General features: G+C 60.6%; 26 protein-coding genes. 20 read left to right on the top strand and 6 right to left on the bottom strand.

Annotation, left to right across the window (positions count from 1 at the left end; genetic code table 11):
* Nucleotides 1-429 precede the first annotated feature (429 nt).
* Together BQ8794_RS16565 and BQ8794_RS34820 are read right to left on the bottom strand one after the other, a co-directional pair.
* A complete protein-coding gene (locus BQ8794_RS16565) occupies nucleotides 430-1,665 on the bottom strand; it encodes an SAM-dependent methyltransferase (protein ID WP_077379410.1) in 1,236 nt (411 codons plus the stop codon).
* 184 nt (nucleotides 1,666-1,849) lie between these two features.
* Complete coding sequence (locus BQ8794_RS34820) at nucleotides 1,850-2,257, bottom strand: hypothetical protein (protein ID WP_143744593.1); 408 nt, start codon at nucleotides 2,255-2,257, stop codon at nucleotides 1,850-1,852.
* Between the two features lie 184 nt (nucleotides 2,258-2,441).
* Between BQ8794_RS34820 and BQ8794_RS35670 the strand changes: the two genes are divergently transcribed.
* Nucleotides 2,442-2,582 (top strand): hypothetical protein, encoded by a 141-nt coding sequence (locus BQ8794_RS35670; protein ID WP_167378768.1) that lies wholly within the window; start codon nucleotides 2,442-2,444, stop codon nucleotides 2,580-2,582.
* Here BQ8794_RS35670 and BQ8794_RS16580 read toward each other — a convergent pair.
* Both BQ8794_RS16580 and BQ8794_RS16585 read right to left on the bottom strand, forming a co-directional pair.
* Nucleotides 2,570-3,328 carry a hypothetical protein gene (locus BQ8794_RS16580; protein WP_077379416.1) on the bottom strand — a complete coding sequence of 253 codons (759 nt, stop codon included), beginning with the start codon at nucleotides 3,326-3,328 and terminating at the stop codon, nucleotides 2,570-2,572. The two genes, BQ8794_RS35670 and BQ8794_RS16580, sit on opposite strands and share 13 nt — an antisense overlap.
* Before the next feature lie 1,081 nt (nucleotides 3,329-4,409).
* Complete coding sequence (locus tag BQ8794_RS16585; RefSeq protein ID WP_244555004.1) at nucleotides 4,410-5,234, bottom strand: ATP-dependent DNA ligase; 825 nt, start codon at nucleotides 5,232-5,234, stop codon at nucleotides 4,410-4,412.
* Between the two features lie 142 nt (nucleotides 5,235-5,376).
* Here BQ8794_RS16585 and BQ8794_RS16590 point away from each other — a divergent pair, with 142 nt between their 5' ends.
* Nucleotides 5,377-5,565: a DUF3606 domain-containing protein gene (locus tag BQ8794_RS16590; RefSeq protein WP_077379420.1), complete on the top strand. Its 189-nt coding sequence runs from the start codon at nucleotides 5,377-5,379 to the stop codon at nucleotides 5,563-5,565.
* 245 nt (nucleotides 5,566-5,810) lie between these two features.
* Here the strand turns inward: BQ8794_RS16590 and BQ8794_RS16595 are convergent, their stop codons facing one another.
* Both BQ8794_RS16595 and BQ8794_RS16600 read right to left on the bottom strand, forming a co-directional pair.
* Nucleotides 5,811-6,266 carry a YybH family protein gene (locus BQ8794_RS16595; protein WP_077379422.1) on the bottom strand — a complete coding sequence of 152 codons (456 nt, stop codon included), beginning with the start codon at nucleotides 6,264-6,266 and terminating at the stop codon, nucleotides 5,811-5,813.
* A gap of 284 nt (nucleotides 6,267-6,550) precedes the next feature.
* Nucleotides 6,551-7,441 carry a LysR family transcriptional regulator gene (locus BQ8794_RS16600; RefSeq protein WP_077379424.1) on the bottom strand — a complete coding sequence of 297 codons (891 nt, stop codon included), beginning with the start codon at nucleotides 7,439-7,441 and terminating at the stop codon, nucleotides 6,551-6,553.
* A 124-nt stretch (nucleotides 7,442-7,565) separates the two neighbouring features.
* On the opposite strand from BQ8794_RS16600, the gene BQ8794_RS16605 reads away from it, so the two are divergent.
* The 18 genes from BQ8794_RS16605 to BQ8794_RS16690 all read left to right on the top strand — a co-directional run bounded on the left by BQ8794_RS16605 (nucleotide 7,566) and on the right by BQ8794_RS16690 (nucleotide 23,482).
* Nucleotides 7,566-8,291 (top strand): SDR family oxidoreductase, encoded by a 726-nt coding sequence (locus BQ8794_RS16605; RefSeq protein WP_077379426.1) that lies wholly within the window; start codon nucleotides 7,566-7,568, stop codon nucleotides 8,289-8,291.
* A gap of 97 nt (nucleotides 8,292-8,388) precedes the next feature.
* The gene (locus BQ8794_RS16610) at nucleotides 8,389-8,778 is read left to right on the top strand and encodes a carboxymuconolactone decarboxylase family protein (RefSeq protein WP_244555005.1); all 390 of its coding nucleotides are present in this window, start codon (nucleotides 8,389-8,391) and stop codon (nucleotides 8,776-8,778) included.
* Between the two features lie 92 nt (nucleotides 8,779-8,870).
* A complete protein-coding gene (locus BQ8794_RS16615) occupies nucleotides 8,871-9,140 on the top strand; it encodes an Atu4866 domain-containing protein (RefSeq protein WP_244555006.1) in 270 nt (89 codons plus the stop codon).
* Nucleotides 9,141-9,227: 87 nt separating this feature from the next.
* Nucleotides 9,228-9,989: an NYN domain-containing protein gene (locus BQ8794_RS16620; protein ID WP_077379520.1), complete on the top strand. Its 762-nt coding sequence runs from the start codon at nucleotides 9,228-9,230 to the stop codon at nucleotides 9,987-9,989.
* A 131-nt stretch (nucleotides 9,990-10,120) separates the two neighbouring features.
* A complete protein-coding gene (locus tag BQ8794_RS16625; RefSeq protein ID WP_077379431.1) occupies nucleotides 10,121-10,351 on the top strand; it encodes a hypothetical protein in 231 nt (76 codons plus the stop codon).
* 166 nt (nucleotides 10,352-10,517) lie between these two features.
* A complete protein-coding gene (locus BQ8794_RS16630) occupies nucleotides 10,518-10,778 on the top strand; it encodes a DUF982 domain-containing protein (protein WP_167378769.1) in 261 nt (86 codons plus the stop codon).
* A 280-nt stretch (nucleotides 10,779-11,058) separates the two neighbouring features.
* Complete coding sequence (locus BQ8794_RS16635; RefSeq protein WP_023797481.1) at nucleotides 11,059-11,247, top strand: DUF3606 domain-containing protein; 189 nt, start codon at nucleotides 11,059-11,061, stop codon at nucleotides 11,245-11,247.
* Complete coding sequence (locus BQ8794_RS16640) at nucleotides 11,247-11,429, top strand: hypothetical protein (protein ID WP_143744595.1); 183 nt, start codon at nucleotides 11,247-11,249, stop codon at nucleotides 11,427-11,429. The genes BQ8794_RS16635 and BQ8794_RS16640 overlap by 1 nt, the downstream gene beginning before the upstream one ends.
* A gap of 168 nt (nucleotides 11,430-11,597) precedes the next feature.
* The gene (locus BQ8794_RS16645) at nucleotides 11,598-12,647 is read left to right on the top strand and encodes a glycosyltransferase family 2 protein (RefSeq protein ID WP_167378770.1); all 1,050 of its coding nucleotides are present in this window, start codon (nucleotides 11,598-11,600) and stop codon (nucleotides 12,645-12,647) included.
* Nucleotides 12,628-13,329 (top strand): class I SAM-dependent methyltransferase, encoded by a 702-nt coding sequence (locus BQ8794_RS16650; RefSeq protein WP_077379437.1) that lies wholly within the window; start codon nucleotides 12,628-12,630, stop codon nucleotides 13,327-13,329. Before BQ8794_RS16645 ends, BQ8794_RS16650 begins: the two co-directional genes overlap by 20 nt.
* Nucleotides 13,330-13,406: 77 nt before the next feature.
* Nucleotides 13,407-14,906: a hypothetical protein gene (locus tag BQ8794_RS16655; protein WP_077379439.1), complete on the top strand. Its 1,500-nt coding sequence runs from the start codon at nucleotides 13,407-13,409 to the stop codon at nucleotides 14,904-14,906.
* A 350-nt stretch (nucleotides 14,907-15,256) separates the two neighbouring features.
* Nucleotides 15,257-15,346, top strand: a complete 90-nt coding sequence (locus BQ8794_RS16660; protein WP_077379441.1) for a K(+)-transporting ATPase subunit F — start codon at nucleotides 15,257-15,259, stop codon at nucleotides 15,344-15,346.
* Between the two features lie 33 nt (nucleotides 15,347-15,379).
* Nucleotides 15,380-17,083: a potassium-transporting ATPase subunit KdpA gene (kdpA, locus tag BQ8794_RS16665; protein WP_077379443.1), complete on the top strand. Its 1,704-nt coding sequence runs from the start codon at nucleotides 15,380-15,382 to the stop codon at nucleotides 17,081-17,083.
* Between the two features lie 24 nt (nucleotides 17,084-17,107).
* Nucleotides 17,108-17,320 (top strand): hypothetical protein, encoded by a 213-nt coding sequence (locus BQ8794_RS16670; protein WP_077379445.1) that lies wholly within the window; start codon nucleotides 17,108-17,110, stop codon nucleotides 17,318-17,320.
* A complete protein-coding gene (gene kdpB / locus BQ8794_RS16675; RefSeq protein ID WP_077379446.1) occupies nucleotides 17,317-19,410 on the top strand; it encodes a potassium-transporting ATPase subunit KdpB in 2,094 nt (697 codons plus the stop codon). Before BQ8794_RS16670 ends, kdpB begins: the two co-directional genes overlap by 4 nt.
* Before the next feature lie 12 nt (nucleotides 19,411-19,422).
* Nucleotides 19,423-19,992 carry a potassium-transporting ATPase subunit KdpC gene (gene kdpC / locus BQ8794_RS16680; RefSeq protein WP_077379448.1) on the top strand — a complete coding sequence of 190 codons (570 nt, stop codon included), beginning with the start codon at nucleotides 19,423-19,425 and terminating at the stop codon, nucleotides 19,990-19,992.
* Nucleotides 19,993-20,039: 47 nt separating this feature from the next.
* Nucleotides 20,040-22,793 (top strand): sensor histidine kinase, encoded by a 2,754-nt coding sequence (locus BQ8794_RS16685; RefSeq protein WP_077379449.1) that lies wholly within the window; start codon nucleotides 20,040-20,042, stop codon nucleotides 22,791-22,793.
* Nucleotides 22,790-23,482 (top strand): response regulator transcription factor, encoded by a 693-nt coding sequence (locus BQ8794_RS16690; protein ID WP_077379451.1) that lies wholly within the window; start codon nucleotides 22,790-22,792, stop codon nucleotides 23,480-23,482. The genes BQ8794_RS16685 and BQ8794_RS16690 overlap by 4 nt, the downstream gene beginning before the upstream one ends.
* Nucleotides 23,483-23,499 lie beyond the last annotated feature (17 nt).

The following is a 23,499-nucleotide window of genomic DNA, read 5'->3' on the forward strand; positions in this document are numbered from 1 at the left end:
CATGGATGTGGTTGCGTCTTTCCGCAAGCACCTGATGGAAACTGCGAAGCTATGGCGCGGGTTACCTCAGGGGCATCGGCAGTGGGGCGGGACGCGTCGGCGCCACGATCGTTCTGACCGCCCTGTGGCCAGCTCACGGCGCCAAAATCCGGCCTGAGAATGCTCGTGGTTCTTGCACCGCCTGCAGCAATCGCCGCCAGAGCAACGTCGCCGGCGCCTATGTCCGCTTTTGAGAAAAGAATTGTTCGTCTGAGTGACAAAATTGCGGCGCAAAGCTGTCATTCGTGGCCGACCGCTTTGATCTGCGGACTTGTCGATTGGTTGCACTGGCGCTTCCGTCGGACGAAGATTGACCGGCGGGATGATGTCATCCGAGTCCTGCAGGGCGAGCTAACCAGCGGACCGGGCCCACTGGAGTAGATAGCGAAACTACGCACTCGTCTGCATCGAGCTCAGTAGGCGTCGCTCTTCTTCGACAATATAATCGCGGATGACTGGGACATCGTCACGGCGAGTCGAGATCAGTATCTGGAAGACAAAATTTGAACCGTTTAGGAAGCCGAGTTCGGCCGACGCCAGATAGAAATCCCACATACGGCAGAAGCGTTCGCCCATCATGGCGACTGCCTCCTCGCGCCTGGCCTCATAACCGAGACGCCAATCGTGGATCGTCCAGTAATAGTGCAGCCGCAAATTTTCGCAGTCGGCGCACCAGATCCCCGTGCGCTCCAACGAGGCAAACACCTCTGACAAAGCCGGCACATACCCACCTGGAAAGATATACTTGCGGATGAACGGCGCCGTCGTACCAGGCGGTGACATGCGTCCGATCGCATGAACCAATGCGAAGCCGCCCTCCTTCAACAATCTACCAATGATCGTGAAATAGCTGTCGAAATGAACGACGCCTACGTGCTCCATCATTCCGATCGAGACAACACGGTCGAACTGTCCGCTGACCTCGCGATAGTCGACCTCGCGAAAATCGATCTGATGAGCGACCCCGGCCTCGATCGCTCGAAGCCGAGACGCCGCCAATTGCTCCGTCGAAACGTTGATCGCCGTGACCTTCACGTCGCAATACTTGGCGAGATAGATGGCGAGAGCGCCCCAGCCTGAGCCGATTTCCATCACATGCATGCCCGGCTCTAGCTTGAGCTTCGCGGCAATGTGGCGATGCTTGTCCATCTGCGCTTGCTGCAGACTGTTGTCCGGTGCCGTGTAATAGGCGCACGAATAGGTCATTGTCTCGTCGAGCCATAGCTCATAAAATTTCGTCGGGATGTCGTAGTGATGCTGAACGTTTTTGGCGGCGAGACCGAGCTTGTTGTTCTGCTGGCGCCGGCGCAACGCACGCCAGACTTTCCGCAACGCCTTCTGAACAGGGTGGGCTGCCAACCCAGTGCGGTTGACGGAAAAAAGTGACAAGAGGTCAAGTGCTTTGCCACCGTTCTCGATCACCAAGCGGCCATCCATGTAGGCTTCGGCCGCCTTCAGTTCCGGATTGAAGAAGATCTCGCGTTCGACCGCTTTGTCGGTTAGGCGGATCGTCACGTCGGGCCCATCCTGTCCACTGCCGAAGGCTTGCCTGAAACCGTCCTCGAATATGACAGTCAGGCGCCCGTTTTTTACAAAACGGGAGAGCAGATTTGGCAGCAGACGCATTGTGGCTCGTTTTCTCCTCACTTGCCCCGTAAGTATGACTACCCGGTGTCGGTACATCAATACCGATCTGGGGGCGGAGAGGGATCGGACTTCAGAAGTCTCCTCCCAATGCCGAGGTCGGGCACGGCTCAAATCAGGTGCTTCAGCCGGGAAGGGAGCAAGGTCGGGTCTACTTCGAGGAAGATTACTGGTGAAAATCCGGCAACGTAATCTTGTGTCCATTCCGGTCGAATTCCGAAGCAAAGCTGTAAGACCTCGAGAACTCGAAGCTGACCTTGTCGTAGAGGCCGGGTTTGTTGGAATAATCCTGCAACTTTTTAAACAGGATTTTCTGCTCGAAAGGCCAAGCCAATCCATCGGCCACGCTACGCACCTCGCCGCAACCGGAAGATGGGCGTGATCGATCGATCTGTGGCGCGCGAAACTCCGAGGGATCCATTGGCCAACGGAAACCGCTGGCATGACTGGAACGGGCGTCGCGAACCCCACCTTGGCCAGCGGCCGCAAGGACCGCATTCAAAGGCCGGACATATGGACGCAAGCGATCGAAAACACCCCAGAACGACCGTTGCAGGTGGGGCGCCGTCCACATATGGATCCCAGGGTCTCCGCGACGTCGCTTCGCTCCTGCTCCGCCCTGGGATGACGAAGACGTGGTGGCCTGTGGCCAGCGTCAGAGATGGAATTGCGGTGACAGCGCACGTTTTGCCATGTTTGCTCGGCTGTCGCCTTGCGTAAATTGAACGCATGGCTCGACTTGCAATGCGGTGCCGCCGATGTCGGCATTTGTGCGTCCGATGGGCAGCGAAGCACTTTTGGAGTGGATTGCCGAACACCGGAAAAGCCGCGACATGGGGATACGCGGCAGGCAGGGAAAAGAAAAAGGTGAAAATGTCACCGTAATTCATGAGGGATAATGAAGTATACCGTTAAGAGAGTCGGCTATGGCATCGATTACTCCAAGCGATTTTGCTTCCGAATAGCCGAGAAAACCCATCTCGTCATCGGGGGCTTGCATTATATATAGCAGCAGCTTCGGGTCTATATTCATCTCTACGAGATGGCGGGAAAGTGCAGCTGCACTTTCTTTGAAAACTGTAAGGTAGAGCAGAACCTCTTCACGGGTATAGCTTAGCTTTTGCTCGACCGCCGGACGAATCTGGTGGAGGCCAATATTGGATAGTAAACGCGAAAACCGCACTTTACCGCCCAAAAGCATGAGGCCGCAAGCCGAGTTGCATGAAGATGGGTCGAGCGCCCCGTCTGTCTCGAAGGTGACAGACGGCCGCGCCACGGCGGTCATGGCGCCATTTATCCTTAGCTGCCGCGAGACGGAAAAGGCTGGGTTGACCAGGCCGCCGGGAGAATCGAGAAGCAGGATCAATTGCGGTCCAGTGCCCGTTCTCGCCTTTGCGCGTGACCACTCGCTGGTCTTCTCCAGCCTGTCGAGCGCCTCTTGGAAACGTTCGATCGTCGTGTCGGCAACCTCGCCGCTGGCAAAGACCACAACACACGCACTGCAGGGGGGGTGATCGAAGACTTTGAAAGTCATCGGCTTATCGTTTGCGTGTTTCAGGTCTTCGGCCGCCGCGGGCAGAACCCCGATGGCCAGGATCGTGATTGCAATAACCGTGGACGTGCAACGGCGATAGAATGAGCCCAAAATCTTCCCCCTGATGTGCGGTAGCCTATTTCAACTATTTCGGAAAAGGAACCTAGCTGATCGTCGTAGCGTTCGACCGAGGTGATCAAGGCGAACTGGTCACGGCTTACTGTCGAAAATAACGCCAATCAAACCTTGCGGCCCACAAAACTGGTTCGCATGGCGATTGAACAGAAGTGCCCCGCCGGCGTGCTGCCGAGCGAAGAAGCCGTCTTGCTGCTCTACTTCCCGAACCCGTCCACGAGGAATTACGGTGACAGTGCACTTTTTGCCCCATCTTTGCTCGGCTGTCGCTGCGACTAAATTGAACGCATGGCTCAACTTGAATCGCGTCGCCGCCGCTGTCGGCAGTAGGGACCAGTCCCTTCCAGATGGTCGGCACCGCTGAGAGGATCAATCCGTCGAGATCGAACACTGAACTACTTGACCCGTTGCTTTGTCACGAACCCTTTTCGAAAACACGCGATGAAGGCCGATTGCGCGTGATTTAGCTTCACTGCTCGCAACGTAATCGGGAGTGCCGACATGCATTACCCAGCGAATGTCTCTGGGGGCGGCAGGTTTCCACGTAACTTTTGATCCATAGGCCGCTTTGCCCGGGGCTGTGCTATCGAACCGGCAGTCGATCGCTACGGGCATCATGCCTTTCTTAAACATTGCTTCGGTAACCCCGTCAAAATATCCCTTCCTAAGCCATCCATGCGCACCGCTAGTTGAGCCTGTAGTGCACCCTGCCAGAGATATGCTCGATATCAAAAGCCCGATGGCCAATGCGCTGCCTACGGATGACCGCCGATTGCCTTCCTGATTCTGTTTCATTCCCGCCCCCCGAGATTGAAAGTAGTTCGGGCTAGATAGGACGTCGGCGGGAAACAACGCAAGGCCAACTTTTAGTGTTCCCCTCTCGAAAATCTTGTGGCGAAGCACGCGGCAGGTCTTGCTTGCCCATGCAAGTGCATCACGCGGCCGACCATCCCCGGTTTGCCACTGTTTCGCCGGCGTCTTCATCCCCGGTAGTGCCGCGTACCTTGCCTGGCGATCATCCAGACCGTCGAGCGACTAAGCCGATGCCCAGAGGACGCTATTCCTCGTCGCCGAAACCCAGCAGCGACGCGTTGCGTATCTGGCTGTGGTCGCCGTGAAGATGCTTGATGCGCAGCTTCACCCCGGGCCTGAGCCATTGCGTCCCCGGCCGTTTCTTCATCGCCTCTGGCGGCGGCCCGGCGTGCTCCCGAACCCGCTTCAACAGCCGCTCCTTCATGTCGCGGCTCACGCTGATCAGGGCGGAACCGACATATGTCCCGGTGCCGGGCTGTGCCAAAAGGGCGAAGGCTGCCTCGCCGGGCTGGCGCTCGACGCCCAACAGTTCGAATTCATCGACCGTGAAGCTCTTGGTCTTCAGCCAGTTCGAGGTCAGGCCGCTGCAATATTTGTTGTCGGCGCGCTTCGAGACAATTCCCTCAAGCTCGACCTCCTCGACGAGATAGAGGAGCGACTGCGCGTCACCAGGCATGGCCTCGCTGAACCGAATCCGGCTGTGCGGCTTGATGATACCGCTGGGAATTTCGCGGCGCGCCTTGCAGCCGATGTCGCGCAGATCATGGCCGTTCAGGTGCAGAATGTCGAATGCGCACAAGTACATGCCGTAGGGGTTGTTGTGGACGGCGTTCTGGAGCGCGTTGAAGTCGGGCATGCCGGCCATGTCGGTGACGACCGCCTCGCCGTCGATGATGGCGTTCTTGACCTCAAGCTCACCCGCGGCTTCCACGATGCCCAGATATCGACGCGTCCAGGCCTTACCGGTTTCGGTATAGACGCGGATATCCTCGGGGCCGTTGATAATGATCTGGTCGCGGTAGCCATCCAGCTTGATCTCATGAATCCAGTTGTTATCCTCGGGCGGCATGGCCACCAGCTTGGGCTCCATCGGGGAATGAACTCTAGCCGGCCGGCGCCGGCCTCTGCCCGCCTACGCATGGAACCCAGTTTAGGTCAGCTGCGTATATTAGCCATAGTGAATATGCTAAGATTCTAAAAGGACGTGCGATATGGCAGACGACAAAAGCAAACGCGACTTTCGCGACCGCAACAAGATATCGGCGGACGATGATTATGAAGTGAACTATTTCGCTCTGCAGAACAACATCACGCCGGAGCAGGTGCGCGAGCTGATCCGCAAGCACGGCAACGATCGGGCGACCCTGACCGCTGCCGCGAAGGCATTGCCGGCACAATGATGACCAAACTCTCAGACCTGGGGCCGCCGATCGCCGGCTGGTCATTGGCTATTTCCGTACGATAGGCAGAAAAGCCCGCGCCCTGTGGTGGGGAAGAGGACGCGGGCTGATCGGAGGGACGAGCCGATCTCGCAGCATGTCTGCACAGGAAATAATGCCGAACTTTCTACCTAAGCCTTTGTTCCAACGCAAAAAACCCGCCGCACCATTCGCCAAGCCGGTCAATGAGGCCTGGATTTCAATTCCTATTGGGCCGCACCTAAATTCCAGATGTCCCGATGCAGGCGCCATGTCCCGTCGTCGCCCTTTTTCCAGACGACGATGTACTTGCCCGCAAGGGTGGAGAGGGCGCCGTCTTTGCTCGGCACATCGAGCGTAAATGCGCCAACTTCGTAGGCGAGGTTCGCGCTCTCTTCCACTTCCACTGCCTTCAGGGTGAGATTTTTCATCCCGCCTTTGATCGCGCCCTGCCAGAATTCTTCCACGCCCTTGCGGCCATCGACGCGCTTGCCGTCGGGCGGCAGCACCGCAGCGTCCTCCGTATACAATTGACCCACCGCCGCCGCGTTTCCGCTGTTGAAGGCGTCCGTGAATTTCATCAGCGCCGCTTCGATGTCCCCGCGAGCCGACTGGGCGGCCGCAGACAATGCAGACGAAAGAAGCAGCACAGCAGCAAATGCGAATGACTTAACCGGTCTCATCTCGTCCTCCCTTTGCGTGATCGAGCCGTTTAGCGTGGAACCGCAGGTATTCCCGAGAAGTCATGTCCTCCCAAGCCGTTGCTGGCGGCCCGGCAGCCTGTTGGGGGTGACCGGCTGGCCGCCGGGCCTAACCGGCTTGCGCCGGCTGATGGAAACATGCGCTCACGCTAATATAATTGCAAGATCGAGATTCCGGTGCGCACAGCGGAGTTGACGATCTGGACTCCCGTCCCAAAGCGGGCGGCCGGAAAGCGATTTCGGTTCGACCGTCCGCGTGGAAAACGCTAGCCAGGACGCCGCAAGTGTTCGACAAGGGCGCGCAGCTTCGGCGCGACGTTGCGACGGCTCGGATGATACAGGTAGAAGCCGGCAAAGCGCGGGCAATAGTCGACGAGAACCGGCACCAGTTCGCCGCGACCGATCCACGGGCGAAAGCTTTCCTCCATGCCGAAAGTGATGCCGGCGCCGGCAATGGCCAGCTTTATCATCAACGCCATGTCGTTGGTCGTGATCTCGGGCGCCACCGCGACGCTGAACTCCTTGCCGTCCTCGGCGAATTCCCAGCGATAGGGCGCGACCTTCGGTGCGCGGCGCCAGCCAATGCAGCGATGGCCCACGAGTTCCTTCGGATGCGAAGGCTCGCCAAACCGATCGCGATAGGCCGGCGCGCAGACGGCCAGCTGCCGCTCGTCACCGGCGACAGACACCGCGATCATGTCCTGCTCGATCACCTCGCCGAGCCTGACGCCGGCATCGTATCCCTCGGCGACGATATCGAATTCCTCGTCCGTCACCGTGATGTCGATCTGAACCTCGCGATTGGCTTCGGCAAAGGTCGCCAGGAACGGCCCTGAAAGAAAGCGCTCGGCGATCGACGAGACGGCGAGCCGCAACTGCCCGCGCGGACGCCCGCGCAGGTCCCCGGTGCTCTCCATTGCGGCGCGCATGTCGGCAATGGCGGGCGCTATCTCGGCGTAGAGGCGTTCGCCAGCCTCGGTAAGGCTGACGCTTCGCGTCGTGCGCTGGACAAGCGCGATACCGAGCGTCTCTTCCAGCCGCTTCATCGTCTGGCTCACCGCCGAGCGGGTGACGCCCATCCGGTCCGCAGCCGCGCGAAAGCTCCGCTCCTCGGCGATGAGGGCGAAGACGGCAAGAGCATTGAGATCCGGCTGCATTGGTTAGCTGTGCTTTCGACGCTGTGAACAAATGGTCGTCTTATCGCAACAGTGAAACAGATCCATCTTCGTGGCAACCGCTGCATGGCGGTTCGCAACAGCAACCAGACGGAGACGAAAAAACATGTCCCTCAACAAAGTCGTGCTCATCACCGGGGCTTCGAGCGGCATTGGCGCTGCCATCGGCCGGGAGCTCGGTGCCGCCGGAGCAAAGCTTATGCTCGGGGCGCGCCGCACCGATCGGCTGGACGCCCTCGCAGAAGAGATCAGGGCAAAGGGCGGGGAGGCAATGACACGCCGCCTGGACGTGACCGACCGCGCCGATGTCGCCGCCTTTGCCGAGGCGGCGCGCCAGGCCTGGGGGCGCGTCGATGTGATCGTCAACAATGCCGGCATCATGCCGTTGTCGCTGATGGTCTCGATGAAGGTCGATGAATGGGACCGAATGGTCGACGTCAACATCAAGGGCGTGCTCTACGGCATCGCTGCCGTGCTGCCGGAGATGACGTCCCGGGGCTCCGGCCATGTCGTCAACATCGCCTCCATCGGCGCGCTTTCGGTATCGCCGACAGCCGCGGTCTATTGCGCAACCAAATACGCGGTCCGCGCCATCTCCGATGGCTTGCGGCAGGAGCACGACAACATCCGCGTCACCTGCATCCACCCCGGCGTGGTCGAGAGCGAGCTCGCCGACACGATCACCGATCCTGTCGCGGTGGAAGCGATGAAGACCTATCGCGCCATTGCGCTGCAGCCCGAGGCGATCGGCCGTGCCGTGCGCTTTGCCATCGAACAGCCGGACGATGTCGACGTGAACGAGATCGTCATCCGGCCGACAGCCAGCAAATAGGGAGGCAAGAATGGATTTTCGTTTTGATAATTCGTGCATCGCGATTGCCGTCGCGTTGCTGCTCGGCGTGGTTCCTCAAACCGCCAGATCGCAGACGATGGAAGAGCGGCTGCAACGCGGCGACGCCGTCGTCAGAAGCCTGAACAATCGCGCTCCGCAGCCTGCGCTGGAACGCATGAGACAGGAGTTTCCGTTCCTGGCCGGAGCAACCCAGGGTTTTGCGCTCGGCGACGTCTGGTCCCGCCCGGGGCTCGATGGCCGCACACGCCAACTCGCCGCCGTCGCGGTGTTCGCAGCCATGGGTGAGACTGCCTTCATGAGAATTCATGCCGGTTATGCGCTCAACATCGGCGTGTCCGAGGAAGAGCTGAAGGAAGTCATCTACATGGTGACGGTCCCGGCCGGATTCCCGCGCGCGATCGCAGCATCGCAAACGCTTTCCGAGCTGTTCACTGAACGTCGCGCCGCTCCCGGCAAACAACCCTGAGGAGCTGTCCCATGAAACAGATTTCCATAATTGCCGCTGCCGTGCTTGTTGCCGGCGCGGCTGGCTTATCCGTACAGAAAGGCCTCGCCCAGATGAACTCGCAAAATTCCGCTATCCGACCTTTGGCAAGCCACCCCTATGTCGGGATGTGGGTCACGGCCGATGGCTATATCCGCCACAACTTGCTTCCAAATGGTCGCTATGACGAAGGGCGCGGAAGCCGTGACAGCGCATACCAGGGGCGCTATGAGATCCGGGGAAATCACATCGACTACTGGGACGACACCGGCTTTACCGCTGACGGAACGTTCATCGACGGCGTGCTGCACCACGCCGGCATGATCTTGTATCGGGAGAAGTAGATGACGTTCGCATCTCGATAAAAAGGTTTCGCATGGCGCCGCTGCACCATATGTCTCTTGGTGCGCAGCCAAAAACAGGGGCTCACCTTGCCAACCGAACCACGTTCTCCACGGCTTGCAGTGCTGATCGACGCGGACAATACCTCGGCCAAGATTGCCGATGGCTTGTTCGAGGAGATCGCAAAGATCGGCGAGGCAAGCGTTCGTCGCATCTACGGCGATTTCTCCAGCACCCGCTCAAAGGCATGGGCCGATGTGCTTTCGAAGCATGCGATCATCCCGCAGCAGCAATTCGCCTACACCACCGGCAAGAACGCATCAGACATCACGCTCGTCATCGACGCCATGGACCTTCTCCACAGCGGGCGGTTCGAAGGCTTCTGCCTGGTGTCGTCCGACAGCGATTTCACCCGCCTTGCCGCTCGCATCAGGGAGCACGGAATCGACGTTTATGGATTTGGCGAGCAGAAGACGCCGGAGAGTTTCCGGCAGGCATGCCGCCGGTTCGTATACACCGAGAACCTGCTTCCGACTGCGCCAGCCAACGCGCAGGATGCGGCGCCGACGAAATCCTTGCAGCCGCCCAGCGCCGCGACGCCGGTCATCGCCAAGGTCATTTCACAGATGGGAACCGAGGACGGCTGGGTGCCGCTCGGGATTGTCGGCAATCAGCTCGCCAATCTGGCATCGGACTTCGATCCCAGGACCTTCGGCTTTCGCAAGCTGAGCGATCTCGTGCGCAAGACCAATGCCTTTGAGATCGATCATCCCGAGGGTGGAGCGATGCGCATAAGGGTCAAGCCAGTTGCGAAGAGCCGGGAGAAATCGAAGTCGGCAGCATCGCGCTGAGCCCTACGAAAAGGTAGCTGTCCCAGTCCGATTGGTGTCCGATTGGGCCTCTGGTCGGACCACAATTTCGCTGGCGAAAACCGCCATTCGGCGTATTATTCTCGTGGCAGAGTTCATGGCGGAGGAGGCCAATGGACATCGTTTCGAGACCGCCTGTCGTTGACTTGCCGGCCCATGAACTTGTTTCATCTGCGCTTTCAAAATTCCGCGCCGGCGACACCATATCGACCAGAGCCGCAATAGATACCATCCGCCGGGCAGGCCCAGCTTGTACGGACAGCGACGACCAACTGGTCGAGCTTATCGTCATGACCGCAATTGGTAGGACCATGGGGATCGTGTTCGACCATCGGTGCCGCTAGTGCACATCGCCCAGCCCGCAATTGGCTTGCGCACTGTCCGGACGACACCGGCGACGTAAGCTATTCAGTAACCATGAATTGTGATCGGTATGGATCGCGCCATTCGCTATCGGAACGAATAATCCGGCTGCGCCGTTGCTGTCCTTGGTGTCAAGGAGTGGCGGTAATGCGTGATGAACAATTCGACGTTCCGGTGACGATCGAGAGCGAACGGACGGGACGGCCGCTTTCTGTGACGAGGACGGTCCAGGCGGCCTCGCTTCTGGTCGACAAATGGCCAAACGAAAAGCGCGGGCCGAAATATCGCGCGGCCTTGAAAGCCATGATGGATGCGATGGAGCAGCGGCGGGCGGTTGGCAGTGCGCGGCGGGCATTTACGGCGGCCGCCAAGGAAGCCCATGTGTTTGTGCGCGAAGGCCAGCATTAAAGCGCGTCACGTCTGAAGAGCTCGATGCGACGTGCTTTTGGTTCTCGTTTTTAGGGATGTCGTTGCCCAAGACGGCTGCGCAGCTTTGGGCGACATGCATTGCTGTTGTCTATGCATGTCGTTGTCCCAAAACCGCTGCGCACTTTTGGGCGACATGCATTGCTGTTGTTTATGCATGTCGTTGTCCCAAAACCGCTGCGCACTTTTGGGCGACATGCATTAAGGAACCTCACGAAATCTCCGCCGTTATGTTCCAGGTCCAAGCGAGGAGAGAACTGCCATGCCCGACGACAAGACCAAGACCGACAACCGCGATCGCTCACAAGTAGCCGGCGACGAAGACTATGAGGTGAGGCATCTCGCCGAGGAAGCCGGCATCACTCCCGACCAGGCTCGCACGCTAATCAAGCGCCACGGCACCGACCGCAAGGTGCTGAACGAAATCGCCAAGAGCATTAAGGCATTGTGATGGCTGACAAACGGACCGCAATGGCCGATCGGAAGAAACGCGAACCGGACGACAAGGAGGCCCTGCGCCTGGCCGAGACCACCGACGTTTCGCCCAACCAGGCGAAGGATCTGATGCGCAAGCACGGCAAGAACAGCGCCAAGGTCGAGAAGGAAGCGAAGAACTTCAAGGCCGAAGGCTGAGCCGCCGATTTGGCGGAGCGTCCGCCCTCGACTTCCCGCATCAGCTTCGCACGCGCCAGCCATTCGCACGCTTCGCCTGGTTGGCGTTGTGGGCGGGTTATGCTGAGCGGCTTATCAATTTTCTAAGAAATTCGGCCTATTCCCGTTCTAACCATGGGAGCTGGGCTTTTGGCGCATACAGGGAAAATCGCTGCGCGACGCGCGGTCGCGCTGTCGGTCGTCGTGCCGTGCTACAATGAAATCGGTGGGGTCGCCGAACTTTACCGGCGCGTCACCGCCGTTTGCCGTGAACAAGCGGGGCATTCCTACGAGATCGTGCTGGTCATCGACGGAGCCACCGATGGCACCCGCGAGGCCATCTTCGAACTTGCCAAACAGGACAGCCACGTCGTCGGCATAGACCTCGCCCGAAATTATGGCCACCAGATTGCGCTCAGCGCCGGCCTGGAGTTTTGCCGCGGCCAGCGCATTCTCATTCTCGATGCCGACCTTCAGGACCCGCCGGAACTGCTCAGAGCCATGATGGCAAAGATGGATGAGGGGTTCGACGTCGTCTATGGCCAGCGGCTGAAACGGCAGGGCGAAGGCTGGTTCAAGCGCGCAACCGCCGCATTGTTCTACCGTCTGCTGCGCAAGATGGTCGACGTCGACATGGCAATCGATTCCGGGGACTTTCGCCTGATGAACCGGCGCGCGCTCGATCATCTCAATGCGATGCCGGAGCGTTACCGCTTCATTCGCGGCATGGTGAGCTGGATCGGCCTGAAGCAGGTGGCCTTTGCCTATGAGCGGCACCAGCGCTTCGCAGGCACCACGCATTACCCGTTGAAGAAGATGGTGCTTCTGGCGATGGATGCGATGACGAGTTTCTCCATCGTGCCGCTGCGGTTCGCCTCGCATCTCGGCATGATCTTCGGCTTTCTCGGTCTTGCTGCGCTGGGCTACACGCTCTTCTCATGGATTGCCGGCAGTGTGTTGCCCGGCTGGACCAGCCTGGCCGCAATCGTCCTGATCCTCGGCAGCGTCCAGCTTCTGGTCCTTGGGATTTTCGGGGAATATCTCGGGCGCATGTATATGGAGACCAAGCGGCGGCCGCTCTACCTCATAAACGAGATCGCTGCCCATGATCCTGCCGCCGGGAAACTGCCCGTCCATCGCCTTCAGGAAATGGCCGGGGAACTGACGAAGGGAGCCGCGCGTGCTTCAGGCCGAGTTTGACCAGTTCGCGCTGGAATATCAGCAGCAGCATGCCGCAAGTATCAGGCTGAGCGGCGAAACCCCGGATTTCTTCGCGCAGTACAAGATCGACGACGTCGCAGCAAGGCTGGCTCGCTCCAACATCAAGCCGCGGCGGATACTCGACTTCGGCGCTGGCGTCGGCAATTCGCTGGGGCCCATGCGCGCCGCATTTCCCGACAGCGAAATCACCTTGCTCGATCCCTCCTCGCAGTCGCTCGACATCGCCCGCAAGCGCTTTCCCGGCCAGGCCGATTTCCGGCATTTCGACGGCGAAACGATCCCCTGTGACGACGCGAGTTTCGATCTCGCCTTCGCCGCCTGCGTGTTCCATCACATCCCCGAAAACCTCCATGTCGGCCTGATCAAGGAGATCGGGAGAGTGCTGACCGGCGGTGGCAGCTTCTTTCTGTTCGAGCACAATCCCTGGAATCCGCTGACGACGCACGCGGTGCGAAACTGTGCTTTCGACGAGAACGCAATCCTGATCAACAGCCGCGATTTGCGCAAGCGAATGGCTGCGGCCGGCTTCTCCAGATCCGATGTCGTCTACCGGATCTTTTTCCCACGCGTGCTCGCAAGATTGCGACCCTTGGAGCGTTTCCTGACCAGGATGCCTATGGGAGCCCAATATTTCGTGCATGCGATCAAGCCTGCCGTTTGAGCGGACGCCCTGCCCTCGGATGAGCGACAAGCTGAAACCGCCAATCGATCTGCCGCAGAGCGGCCTGGAGCTATGATATGAACGGGATTCAGGCGACCGTAGCGACCGTTGCGACCGCGTCGTCGGTCAACGACGCGCTGCGGGCCAGAGTGATGTTCTGCCTGCTCGTCGCGCCTCTCGTGGCCTTCGCGCTTTCCGCCCACACCCAGGCCATCCTGCAGGACCCCGACAGCTGGTGGCAGGTCAAGGTCGGGCTCGACCTGCTGGCAAGTCGTACCTTCCCGGTTGTCGACAGCTATTCTCACACTTTCGCCGGCCAGCCGTGGATCGCCAAGGAGTGGCTTGGACAGGTCTTCCTTGCGCTCGCCTACACGGCCAGTGGCTGGAACGGCGTGGCGGTGCTGATCATCTCAACCATCGCCCTCACGGGCGCGCTGCTGTCATGGTATCTCAGCACCTGGTTGAGACCGATGGCGGCAGTGGGACTGGCCTTGTTCGCCGTGGCCATGATCTCCCCGATCTACACCGCGCGTCCGCACATCTTCACCTTGCCCATCATCGTGATCTGGACCGCAATGCTTTTTCGCGCAGCGCGCAATGAGCACGGACCACCTCTGTGGCTGCTTGCCCTGCTTGTCCTGTGGGCCAATCTCCACGCGACCTTTACCATCGGCTTCGTCATCGCGGCTTTCGCCGGCCTCGATGTCCTTGTGCGAACCCGCCTGTCCAACCCCGTACTCCTTGGCAAATGGGTTGCCTTCGGACTGCTCTGCCCGGTGGTCAGCTTGATCAATCCCTATGGCATGAAGGCCATCCTTGCCACTTTCACCGTAGCCTATGGCAATGAAGCGGTTCCCTTGATTATCGAGTGGAAACCGTTCGACGCCTCGGATCAACGGTTCCAGGAACTGGGTATCCTACTGTTCGTTTTCGCGCTGCTTGTGTCGAGACTTCGCATCGGCTGGGCGAAGGCGCTGTTCATCGTCTTTGCCTTGCATATCTATCTCACCCATCTGCGCTTCATGTACCTGTTCTTTCTGCTGGTGCCGATCGTGCTTGCGGCCGAGATTGCGGAGCAATATCCAGCGCTTTCCCTGGCGAAATGGATGTCCGATAGGCGCGACGGACTGGAACGGTTTTTCGCGGAGCGATTTTACCGGATCTGCGGCGTGGCAGGCGTTTTGCTGCTGGGGGCAACCGCAATGCTCACGAGCGCCTATCCGGTCGCGCCGAGCCAGAAGACTTCGGCCAAGGATGCGCTTGCATTCGTCGAAAGCCATCATCTGTCAGGCAAAGTCCTGAATTCCTACAACTTCGGCGGCAGCTTGATTTTCCACGGAATCAAGACATTCATCGACGGCCGGACAGATCAGCTCTTTCTCAACGGCTTTACGAAGACAGATGCCGAGACAGGACGCAGCGGCGGAAAGCCTGTCCTCGAAGCCCAGCTCGAGAAGCATGCGATAGACTGGGCCTTGCTGACGCCGGATGACAGCCGCATTCCATTCTTCGATGAACTGGGCTGGAAGCGGGCGTATGCGGACGACTACGCCGTGATCTATACGCGCGATCGTTGATTTTCGGCAGCTTCGCGCCGGCGCGCGACTTGTCTTTAAACGCCGCGCGCTGAGAACCGCGACGGCAAATCCTTTATAGGATTCTTATTTCTTTCCTCTTCGCCACGTCTCGAACCTTTATGGGGTTTGGATCCATATTCCGTCGGGAAGGACATATCTCGCTCGCCAATACCATCGCGACCGAGTGTCTTCACATTGACTTCACCCTGCCGGCTGCAGGCAAGGCAGTGCAAAACGGAAATAAGGAACACGCACGATGGACATCATCGTTCTCGGGGTAGGGTTTTTGTTCTTTACCCTGTTCTTCGCCTTCATCAAAGCCTGCGACAGTCTTTAGGCGGGAGGATCACATGCTTGTCGACTATATCCTCGGTGGCGCTGTGACCGTGTTCCTTCTCGCCTACCTGACATACGCCCTCGTTCGCCCAGAACGTTTCTAACGGCAACTGGCGAAGGCACGGAAAGCAATACCTATGACTTTCAACGGATGGATACAGATCCTCGTCTATTGCGGGATCGTCGTTTTGCTGGTGAAGCCGCTCGGCGGCTACATGTATCGCGTTTTCAGCGGCGACCGCACATTCCTCTCGCCGATTTTGGGCCCTGTCGAGCGGAGCCTTTATCGCATCTCGGGAACCAGCGAGCGTGAGGAGCAGCACTGGACCACCTATGCGGCGGCTTTGCTGTTCTTCAACCTGGCCGGTTTCCTGGTGCTTTACTTCCTGCAGCGGCTGCAAGGCAGCCTGCCCTACAATCCGGCCGGTATGACCGCCGTCGAACCCGGGCTCGCCTTCAACACCGCCGCGAGCTTCATGACCAACACCAACTTGCAGAACTACGGCGGCGAAAGCACGATGTCCTATCTCGTGCAGATGGCCGGCTTCACCGTGCAGAACTTCCTGTCCGCGGCGACCGGCATCGCCATCGCAATCGCGCTGATCCGCGGCTTCACCAAGGCCTCCGGCAAATCGATCGGCAATTTCTGGGTCGATATGACCCGGTGCACCCTTTACCTGCTGTTGCCGCTCTGCATCGTGCTGACGCTGGTCTATGTCTATCTCGGCATACCGCAGACGCTCAGCGCCTATATCGACGCCACAACATTGGAGGGCACGCGGCAGACGATAGCGGTCGGGCCAGCAGCCTCGCAGATCGCCATCAAGATGCTCGGCACTAATGGCGGCGGCTTCTTCAACGCAAATGCGGCGCATCCTTTCGAAAATCCCGATGCGATCTCGAACCTGATCCAGATGGTTTCGATCTTCGCCATCGGTGCGGCGCTGACCAACGTCTTCGGCCGCATGAACGGCAACCAGCGCCAGGGTTGGGCGATCTTGACCTCGATGGCCGTCCTGTTCATCGCCGGCGTCGCCGTCTGCTACTGGGCGGAAGCATCAGGCAATCCGCTGGTTCATGCGCTGGGCATCGACGGCGGCAACATGGAAGGCAAGGAAACGCGCTTCGGCATCGCTTTGTCGGCGCTGTTTGCGGTCATCACCACCGCCGCGTCCTGCGGCGCCGTCAACGCCATGCATGACAGCTTCACCGCGCTTGGCGGCATGATCCCGATCATCAACATGCAGCTCGGCGAGGTCATTGTCGGCGGTGTCGGCGCCGGTCTCTACGGCATCCTGATGTACATCGTGATCGCCGTCTTCGTCGCCGGACTGATGGTCGGACGCACGCCCGAATATCTCGGCAAGAAGATCGAAGCCAAGGAGATCAAGATGGCAATGCTGGCCATTCTCTGCCTGCCGCTGGCGATGCTGATCTTCACTGCCATCGCGGTGGTGCTGCCGACCGGCGTCGCTTCCATAGCCAATGCCGGCCCGCACGGCTTCTCCGAGGTTCTCTATGCCTACACCTCGGCTGCCGCCAATAACGGCTCGGCCTTTGGCGGCCTGACCGGCAACACGCCCTGGTACAATATCACGCTCGGCATCGGCATGTTGATGGGCCGCTTCCTGGTCATCATCCCGGCTCTGGCGATCGCCGGTTCGCTGGTCGCCAAGAAGACGGTGCCGGCCTCCGCCGGCACCTTCCCGACCGACGGGCCGCTGTTCGTCGGACTGCTGGTCGGCGTCATTCTGATCGTCGGCGGCCTCACCTTCTTCCCGGCGCTGGCAGTCGGACCGATCGTCGAGCACCTGGCCGGCATCCACGGGCAGACTTTCTGAACCGTCCCACCTTGGATCAATGTCATGTCCTGGCTCGAAACCATACGTCGCAAGATTCGGCATCGACACGATCAGAAAGGGGCAACCCCGCCTCCTTTCCCGACCATGTCCACGTTCTTCGGCATTGCGGCAGTCATGATCGTGATCTGGCTGCTGGCCTCCGGGCTCCCGCATCTTCTTTCGGCCTACGATCGATCGGCGCCATCCAACAACATCGATACTGGAGCCACCAAATGAGCCAGTCCAAATCCGCTGTTATCATGGATGCCCGCATCCTGCTGCCCGCCATCGACGGCGCCTTCAGGAAACTGAACCCGCGCACCTTGATGCGCAATCCGGTGATGTTCGTCGTCGCCGTCGTCTCGGCGCTCACGTCAGTCCTGTTCGTCAAGGATCTCGTCACTGGTGGCGGCGATCTCGGCTTCTCGCTGCAGATCATCATCTGGCTGTGGTTCACCGTGCTTTTCGCCAACTTCGCCGAAGCGGTCGCCGAAGGCCGAGGCAAGGCGCAGGCCGATTCGCTGCGCAAGGCTCGCACCGAGAGCCAGGCCAAGCTGTTGAGCGGCGACGACCGCACCAAGTTCAAGCTGTTGCCTGGCACCAGCCTGAAGGTCGGCGACGTGGTGCTCGTCGAGGCCGGCGACATCATTCCGTCGGACGGCGAGGTGATCGAAGGCGTCGCTTCGGTCAATGAGGCGGCGATCACCGGCGAATCCGCTCCGGTGATCCGTGAATCCGGCGGCGACCGTTCGGCGGTGACCGGCGGCACGCAGGTTCTGTCCGACTGGATCCGCGTGCGCATCACCGCGGCCTCCGGCCACACCTTCCTCGACCGCATGATCTCGCTGGTCGAAGGCGCTGCGCGCCAGAAGACGCCCAACGAGATCGCGCTCAACATCCTGCTCGTCGGCATGACGCTGATCTTCGTGCTGGCGACGGCAACGATCCCGAGTTTCGCCTCCTATTCGGGCGGCTACATTTCGGTGACCGTCCTGGTCGCCCTGTTCGTCACCTTGATCCCGACGACGATCGGCGCGCTGCTTTCGGCCATCGGCATCGCCGGCATGGATCGCCTGGTGCGGTTCAACGTGCTGGCGATGTCCGGCCGCGCCGTCGAGGCGGCGGGTGACGTCGACACGCTGCTGCTCGACAAGACCGGCACGATCACGCTCGGCAATCGCCAGGCGACGGCATTCCGGCCGGTCAAGGGCGTCACCGAGCAGGAGTTGGCCGACGCGGCGCAGTTGGCCTCGCTTGCCGATGAGACGCCGGAAGGCCGCTCGATCGTTGTGCTGGCGAAGGAGAAATACGCCATCCGTGCCCGCGACATGGCAACACTGCATGCCGCTTTCGTGCCCTTCACCGCGCAAACCCGCATGAGCGGCGTCGACATCGATGGCTCTTCGGTTCGCAAGGGCGCGGTCGATTCGGTGCTCGCGTTCGTCAATCAGTCGACCGTCGCCACGCACGGCACGCGCCCCAGCAGCGACTCCGTCCGCGATCTCCAGGCGATCGCCGACGACGTCGCCAAATCCGGCGGCACGCCGCTGGCGGTCGAGCGCGACGGACGCCTGCTCGGCGTCGTCCATCTCAAGGACATCGTCAAGGGCGGCATCAGGGAACGCTTCGCCGAACTGCGCAAGATGGGGATCCGCACGGTGATGATCACCGGCGACAACCCGATGACGGCGGCGGCGATCGCCGCGGAGGCCGGCGTCGACGATTTCCTTGCCCAGGCGACGCCCGAGGACAAGCTGAAGCTCATCCGCGACGAACAGGCCAAGGGGAAGCTCGTCGCCATGTGCGGCGACGGCACCAATGATGCGCCTGCCCTTGCGCAGGCCGATGTCGGCGTCGCCATGAACACCGGCACGGTCGCCGCGCGCGAAGCCGGCAATATGGTCGACCTCGACAGCGATCCGACCAAGCTGATCGAGATCGTGGAAATCGGCAAGGCGCTGCTGATGACGCGCGGCTCGCTGACGACCTTCTCCATCGCCAACGACGTGGCCAAGTATTTTGCCATCATCCCGGCCATATTCGCCGTCTTCTACATCGCGCCGGGGCAGACATCAGGTCCGCTGCAGGCGCTCAACGTCATGCATCTGGCAACGCCGCAGAGCGCCATTCTCTCGGCCATAATCTTCAACGCGCTGATCATCGTCGCGCTGATCCCGCTGTCGCTGAGAGGCGTCAGATATCGCGCAATCGGCGCGGGCGCGCTGCTCAGCCGCAACCTTCTTGTCTACGGCCTCGGCGGCATCATCGTCCCCTTCGTCGGCATCAAGGCGATCGACTTGGCCATCACCGCACTTGGCCTCGCATAAGGAATTAAGTCCATGCTCAAGCAAATCCGACCCGCGATCACCATGATCGTTTTCTTCACCATCCTGACCGGCCTGATCTATCCGATCGGCATGACCGGCATCGCCCAGGCCTTGTTCCCGCGCCAGGCCAATGGCAGCCAGATCGAGCAGGACGGCAAGATCGTCGGCTCCGAACTGATCGGCCAGGCTTTTGCCAGCGAGCGCTATTTCCATGGCCGGCCGTCGGCTGCGGGCGACGGCTACAACGCCGCCACTTCGAGCGGCTCGAATCTCGGGCCGACCAACCCCAAGCTGATCGACCGCGTCAAGAGCGATGCCGACAGGCTGAAAGCCGAAAATCCGAACCAGCCGGTGCCGATCGATCTGGTCACGACTTCAGGCAGCGGCCTCGATCCGCATATCAGCCCCGAGGCCGCCTATTTCCAGGTCGCCAGGGTGGCCAGGGCCAGGGGCGTCGATGAAGCCAGGATCAGGTCCCTTGTCGACAGCCACGTCGAGGACCGCGAACTCGGCTTCATGGGCGAGCCTGTGGTCAATGTGCTGGCGCTTAACCTGGCGCTGGACGAGGCCATCAAGCAATGAATGGGTGGGGTCGACACCATCCTCGGCGCCATTCATGATCGACTGTGATGCCGGACGACAGAAGCGACGAAACCAGACCCTCACCCGACGCCCTGCTTGACCACGCGGAGCGGGAGGCGCGCGGTCGTCTGCGGATCTTTCTGGGCGCCGCCCCCGGTGTCGGCAAGACCTATGAAATGCTGATGTCGGGCCGTGCAAGATTGGCCGACGGGGTGGACGTGGTGATCGGCGTCGTCGAGACGCACGGCCGCAAGGAAACCCAGGCGCTGGTCGACGGCTATGAGGTGATTCCCCGTCTCCGGGTCGACTACAAGGGGCGCATCATCGAGGAAATGGACCTCGATGCCATCCTTGCCCGGCGTCCGGCGTTGGTCCTCGTCGACGAGCTTGCCCATACCAACGCGCCGGGCAGCCGCCATCCCAAGCGCTATCTCGACGTTCAGGAAATCCTGACGCACGGCATCGACGTCTACACCACGCTCAACATCCAGCATGTCGAAAGCCTGAACGATGTCGTGGCGCAGATCACGCGCGTCAGGGTGCGTGAGACAGTTCCAGACTCCATCATCGACCAGGCCGACGACATCGAGATCATCGATCTCACGCCCGACGACCTGATCAAGCGGCTCGAGGAGGGCAAGGTCTATATTCCCAGCACCGCCCAGCGCGCGATCGAGAACTATTTTTCGCCGGGCAATCTGACGGCGCTCAGGGAACTGGCGCTCCGCCGCACCGCCCAGCGGGTCGACGAGCAGTTGCTGACCCACATGCAGGCCCACGCCATACCCGGGCCCTGGGCGGCGGGGGAAAGGGTTCTCGTCTGCGTCGACGCGCGTCCGGGCGGGGCGGCCCGTGTCCGCTATGCGCGGAGATTGGCCGACCGGCTCCGCGCCCCCTGGACGGCGCTTCATGTCGATACCCCTCGTTCGGCCGGCATGTCCGAGGAAGACAAGGATCGACTGGCGACGCTGCTGCGCCTTGCCGAGCAGCTCGGCGCCGAGGTGACGACCATTCCAGGTCAGAACGTCGCGCAGGACATCGTTCGCCATGCGACCGCGAACAACTTCACCCATATCGTGATCGGCAGGCCGACCCGATCGCGCTGGCGGGAATTGATCGAAGGCTCGCTCACCTATGATCTCATCCGCAATGCCGGCGACATCAGCGTCCATGTCATTTCGGGAAACGAACGCAACGCCGAGGCGACGTCGAAGACCGTCAAGGCGGCGGACGAGCAGTGGCAGTTCGAGATCTGGCCCTATCTCAAGGCCACGGCCTATGTTGTTGGCTCGCTCGCCTTCGCCGTCCTTCTCGACCAGTTTCTCGACGTCCGCAATCTGGCGATCATCTTTCTCATCGGGGTCCTGACTTCAGCGGTGACCGGCGGTCTCTGGCCAGCTTTGTATGCCTGCCTCATCAGCGCTATTGTCTTCAACTATTTCTTCCTGGAACCACGCTACACGCTGACGATCCAGGATCCGGAGAGCATCGTTGCACTGGCTGTCTTCCTGGTTGTTGCGGTCATTGCCAGCAATCTGACAGCGCGCGTGCAGCGTCAGGCGGTCGCTGCCCGCTCGCGGGCACGCGCCACGGAAGATATCTATCTCTTCTCGAAGAAGCTCGCCGGCGCTGGCACGCTTGACGACGTGCTCTGGGCGACTGCCTTCCAGATTGCCTCTATGCTGAAATTGCGCGTGGTGCTGCTCTTGCCGGAGAACGGCTCGATCACCGTCAAGGCCGGCTATCCGCCTGACGACACGCTGGCCGAGGCCGACATCGCGGCCGCCCGTTGGGCCTGGGAGCACGATCGCCCCGCGGGCCGCGGCGCCGACACGCTTCCCGGAGCAAGACGCCTGTATCTGCCGTTGCGGACGGGGCGCACCGCCGTCGGTGTCGTCGGCCTCGACAACGACAAGCAAGGCCCGTTGCTGACTCCCGAACAGAAGCGCCTCCTCGACGCGCTCGCCGATCAAGCGGCAGTCGCCATCGAGCGTATCCAGCTTGTTGCCGACGTCGACCGGGCCAAGCTCGCGGCCGAGGCGGACCGCCTGCGCTCGGCGCTGCTGACCTCGATTTCCCATGACCTGAAAACACCGCTTGCCGCCATCATGGGCGCCGCCGGCACATTGCGGGACTTTGCGCCCGCGCTTCCCGAAGCGGATCGGGCGGAGCTGCTGTCGACCGTGCTTGACGAATCGGAGCGACTGAACCGCTTCATCGCCAATCTGCTCGACATGACCAAGATCGAATCCGGTGCGATGGAGCCGAACTACGCATTCCACTATGTCGGCGACATTGTCGGAACCGCCTTGCATCGGGCCAGGAAAATCATCGGCGAACACAAGACCGAAATCGATATTCCCGCTGACCTGCCAATGCTGAGGCTCGACCCCGTCCTGTTCGAGCAAGCGCTGTTCAACCTGCTCGACAATGCGGCCAAATACGCGCCGCCAGGTTCGACGATCCGCCTGCAGGGCTGGGCCGACAATGGTTCCGTCATCCTGCAGGTCATGGACGAGGGGCCGGGCATTCCGCGCGCCGATCTGGAACGCGTTTTCGACACGTTCTACCGGGTGCGCAAGCGCGACCAGGTCCGTGCCGGCACCGGGCTTGGGCTCTCGATCTGCCGCGGCTTCATCGAGGCGATGGGCGGGACGATTTCGGCGGCCAGCAGGACCGACCGCTCTGGTGCGGTTTTCACCATCAAGATGCCGGTGCCGACGGAACTGCCCGCGGTGGACGACGACCCCAACGGCGATGACCGAAATGTGGGCGACCCCGACGTGGCTAGCTTGGCATGACGAATCTGGACGTCAGGATATTGGTCGTCGATGACGAACCGCCGATCCGCAAGCTGCTCCGTGTCGGCCTTGGCAGCCAGGGCTATGCGATCAGCGAGGCGCCGAACGCCAAGACGGCGATCGAACTCGTGGAGACGGAAAAGCCGGACCTGATCCTGCTCGATCTCGGCCTGCCAGGCATGGGCGGCCACGAATTGTTGCGCAAATGGCGGGACGACGGCCTGGATGTTCCCGTCGTCATCCTTTCCAGCCGCACCGACGAGGCCGGCATCGTCTCGGCACTTGATCTCGGCGCCGACGACTATATCACCAAGCCGTTCGGCATGAACGAGCTTGTCGCGCGCATCCGCGTGGCGCTCCGCCACAAGTTCCAGCAGCAAGGCGAGAAGCCGGTCTTTCACACCGGCGATCTCACGGTCGATCTGGTGAAGCGCATCGTCATGATCGAGGACAGGGAGATAAAGCTCTCGCCGAAGGAGTACGACATCCTGCGCATCCTCGTGCAGCACGCTGGCAAGGTTCTCACCCACCAGTTTCTTTTGAAGCAGGTCTGGGGCGATTCGACCGACGTGCAGTATCTCAGGGTCTATGTGCGGCAGCTCAGGCAGAAGATTGAGAAAACGCCCGACCAGCCGCGTTACATCACCACCGAAACCGGCGTCGGATACCGCCTGCGCGAAGTCGACTGAAGCGAGGGCCGCGGGCG

The organism is Mesorhizobium prunaredense, from assembly GCF_900156895.1.
Lineage (GTDB): Bacteria > Pseudomonadota > Alphaproteobacteria > Rhizobiales > Rhizobiaceae > Mesorhizobium > Mesorhizobium prunaredense.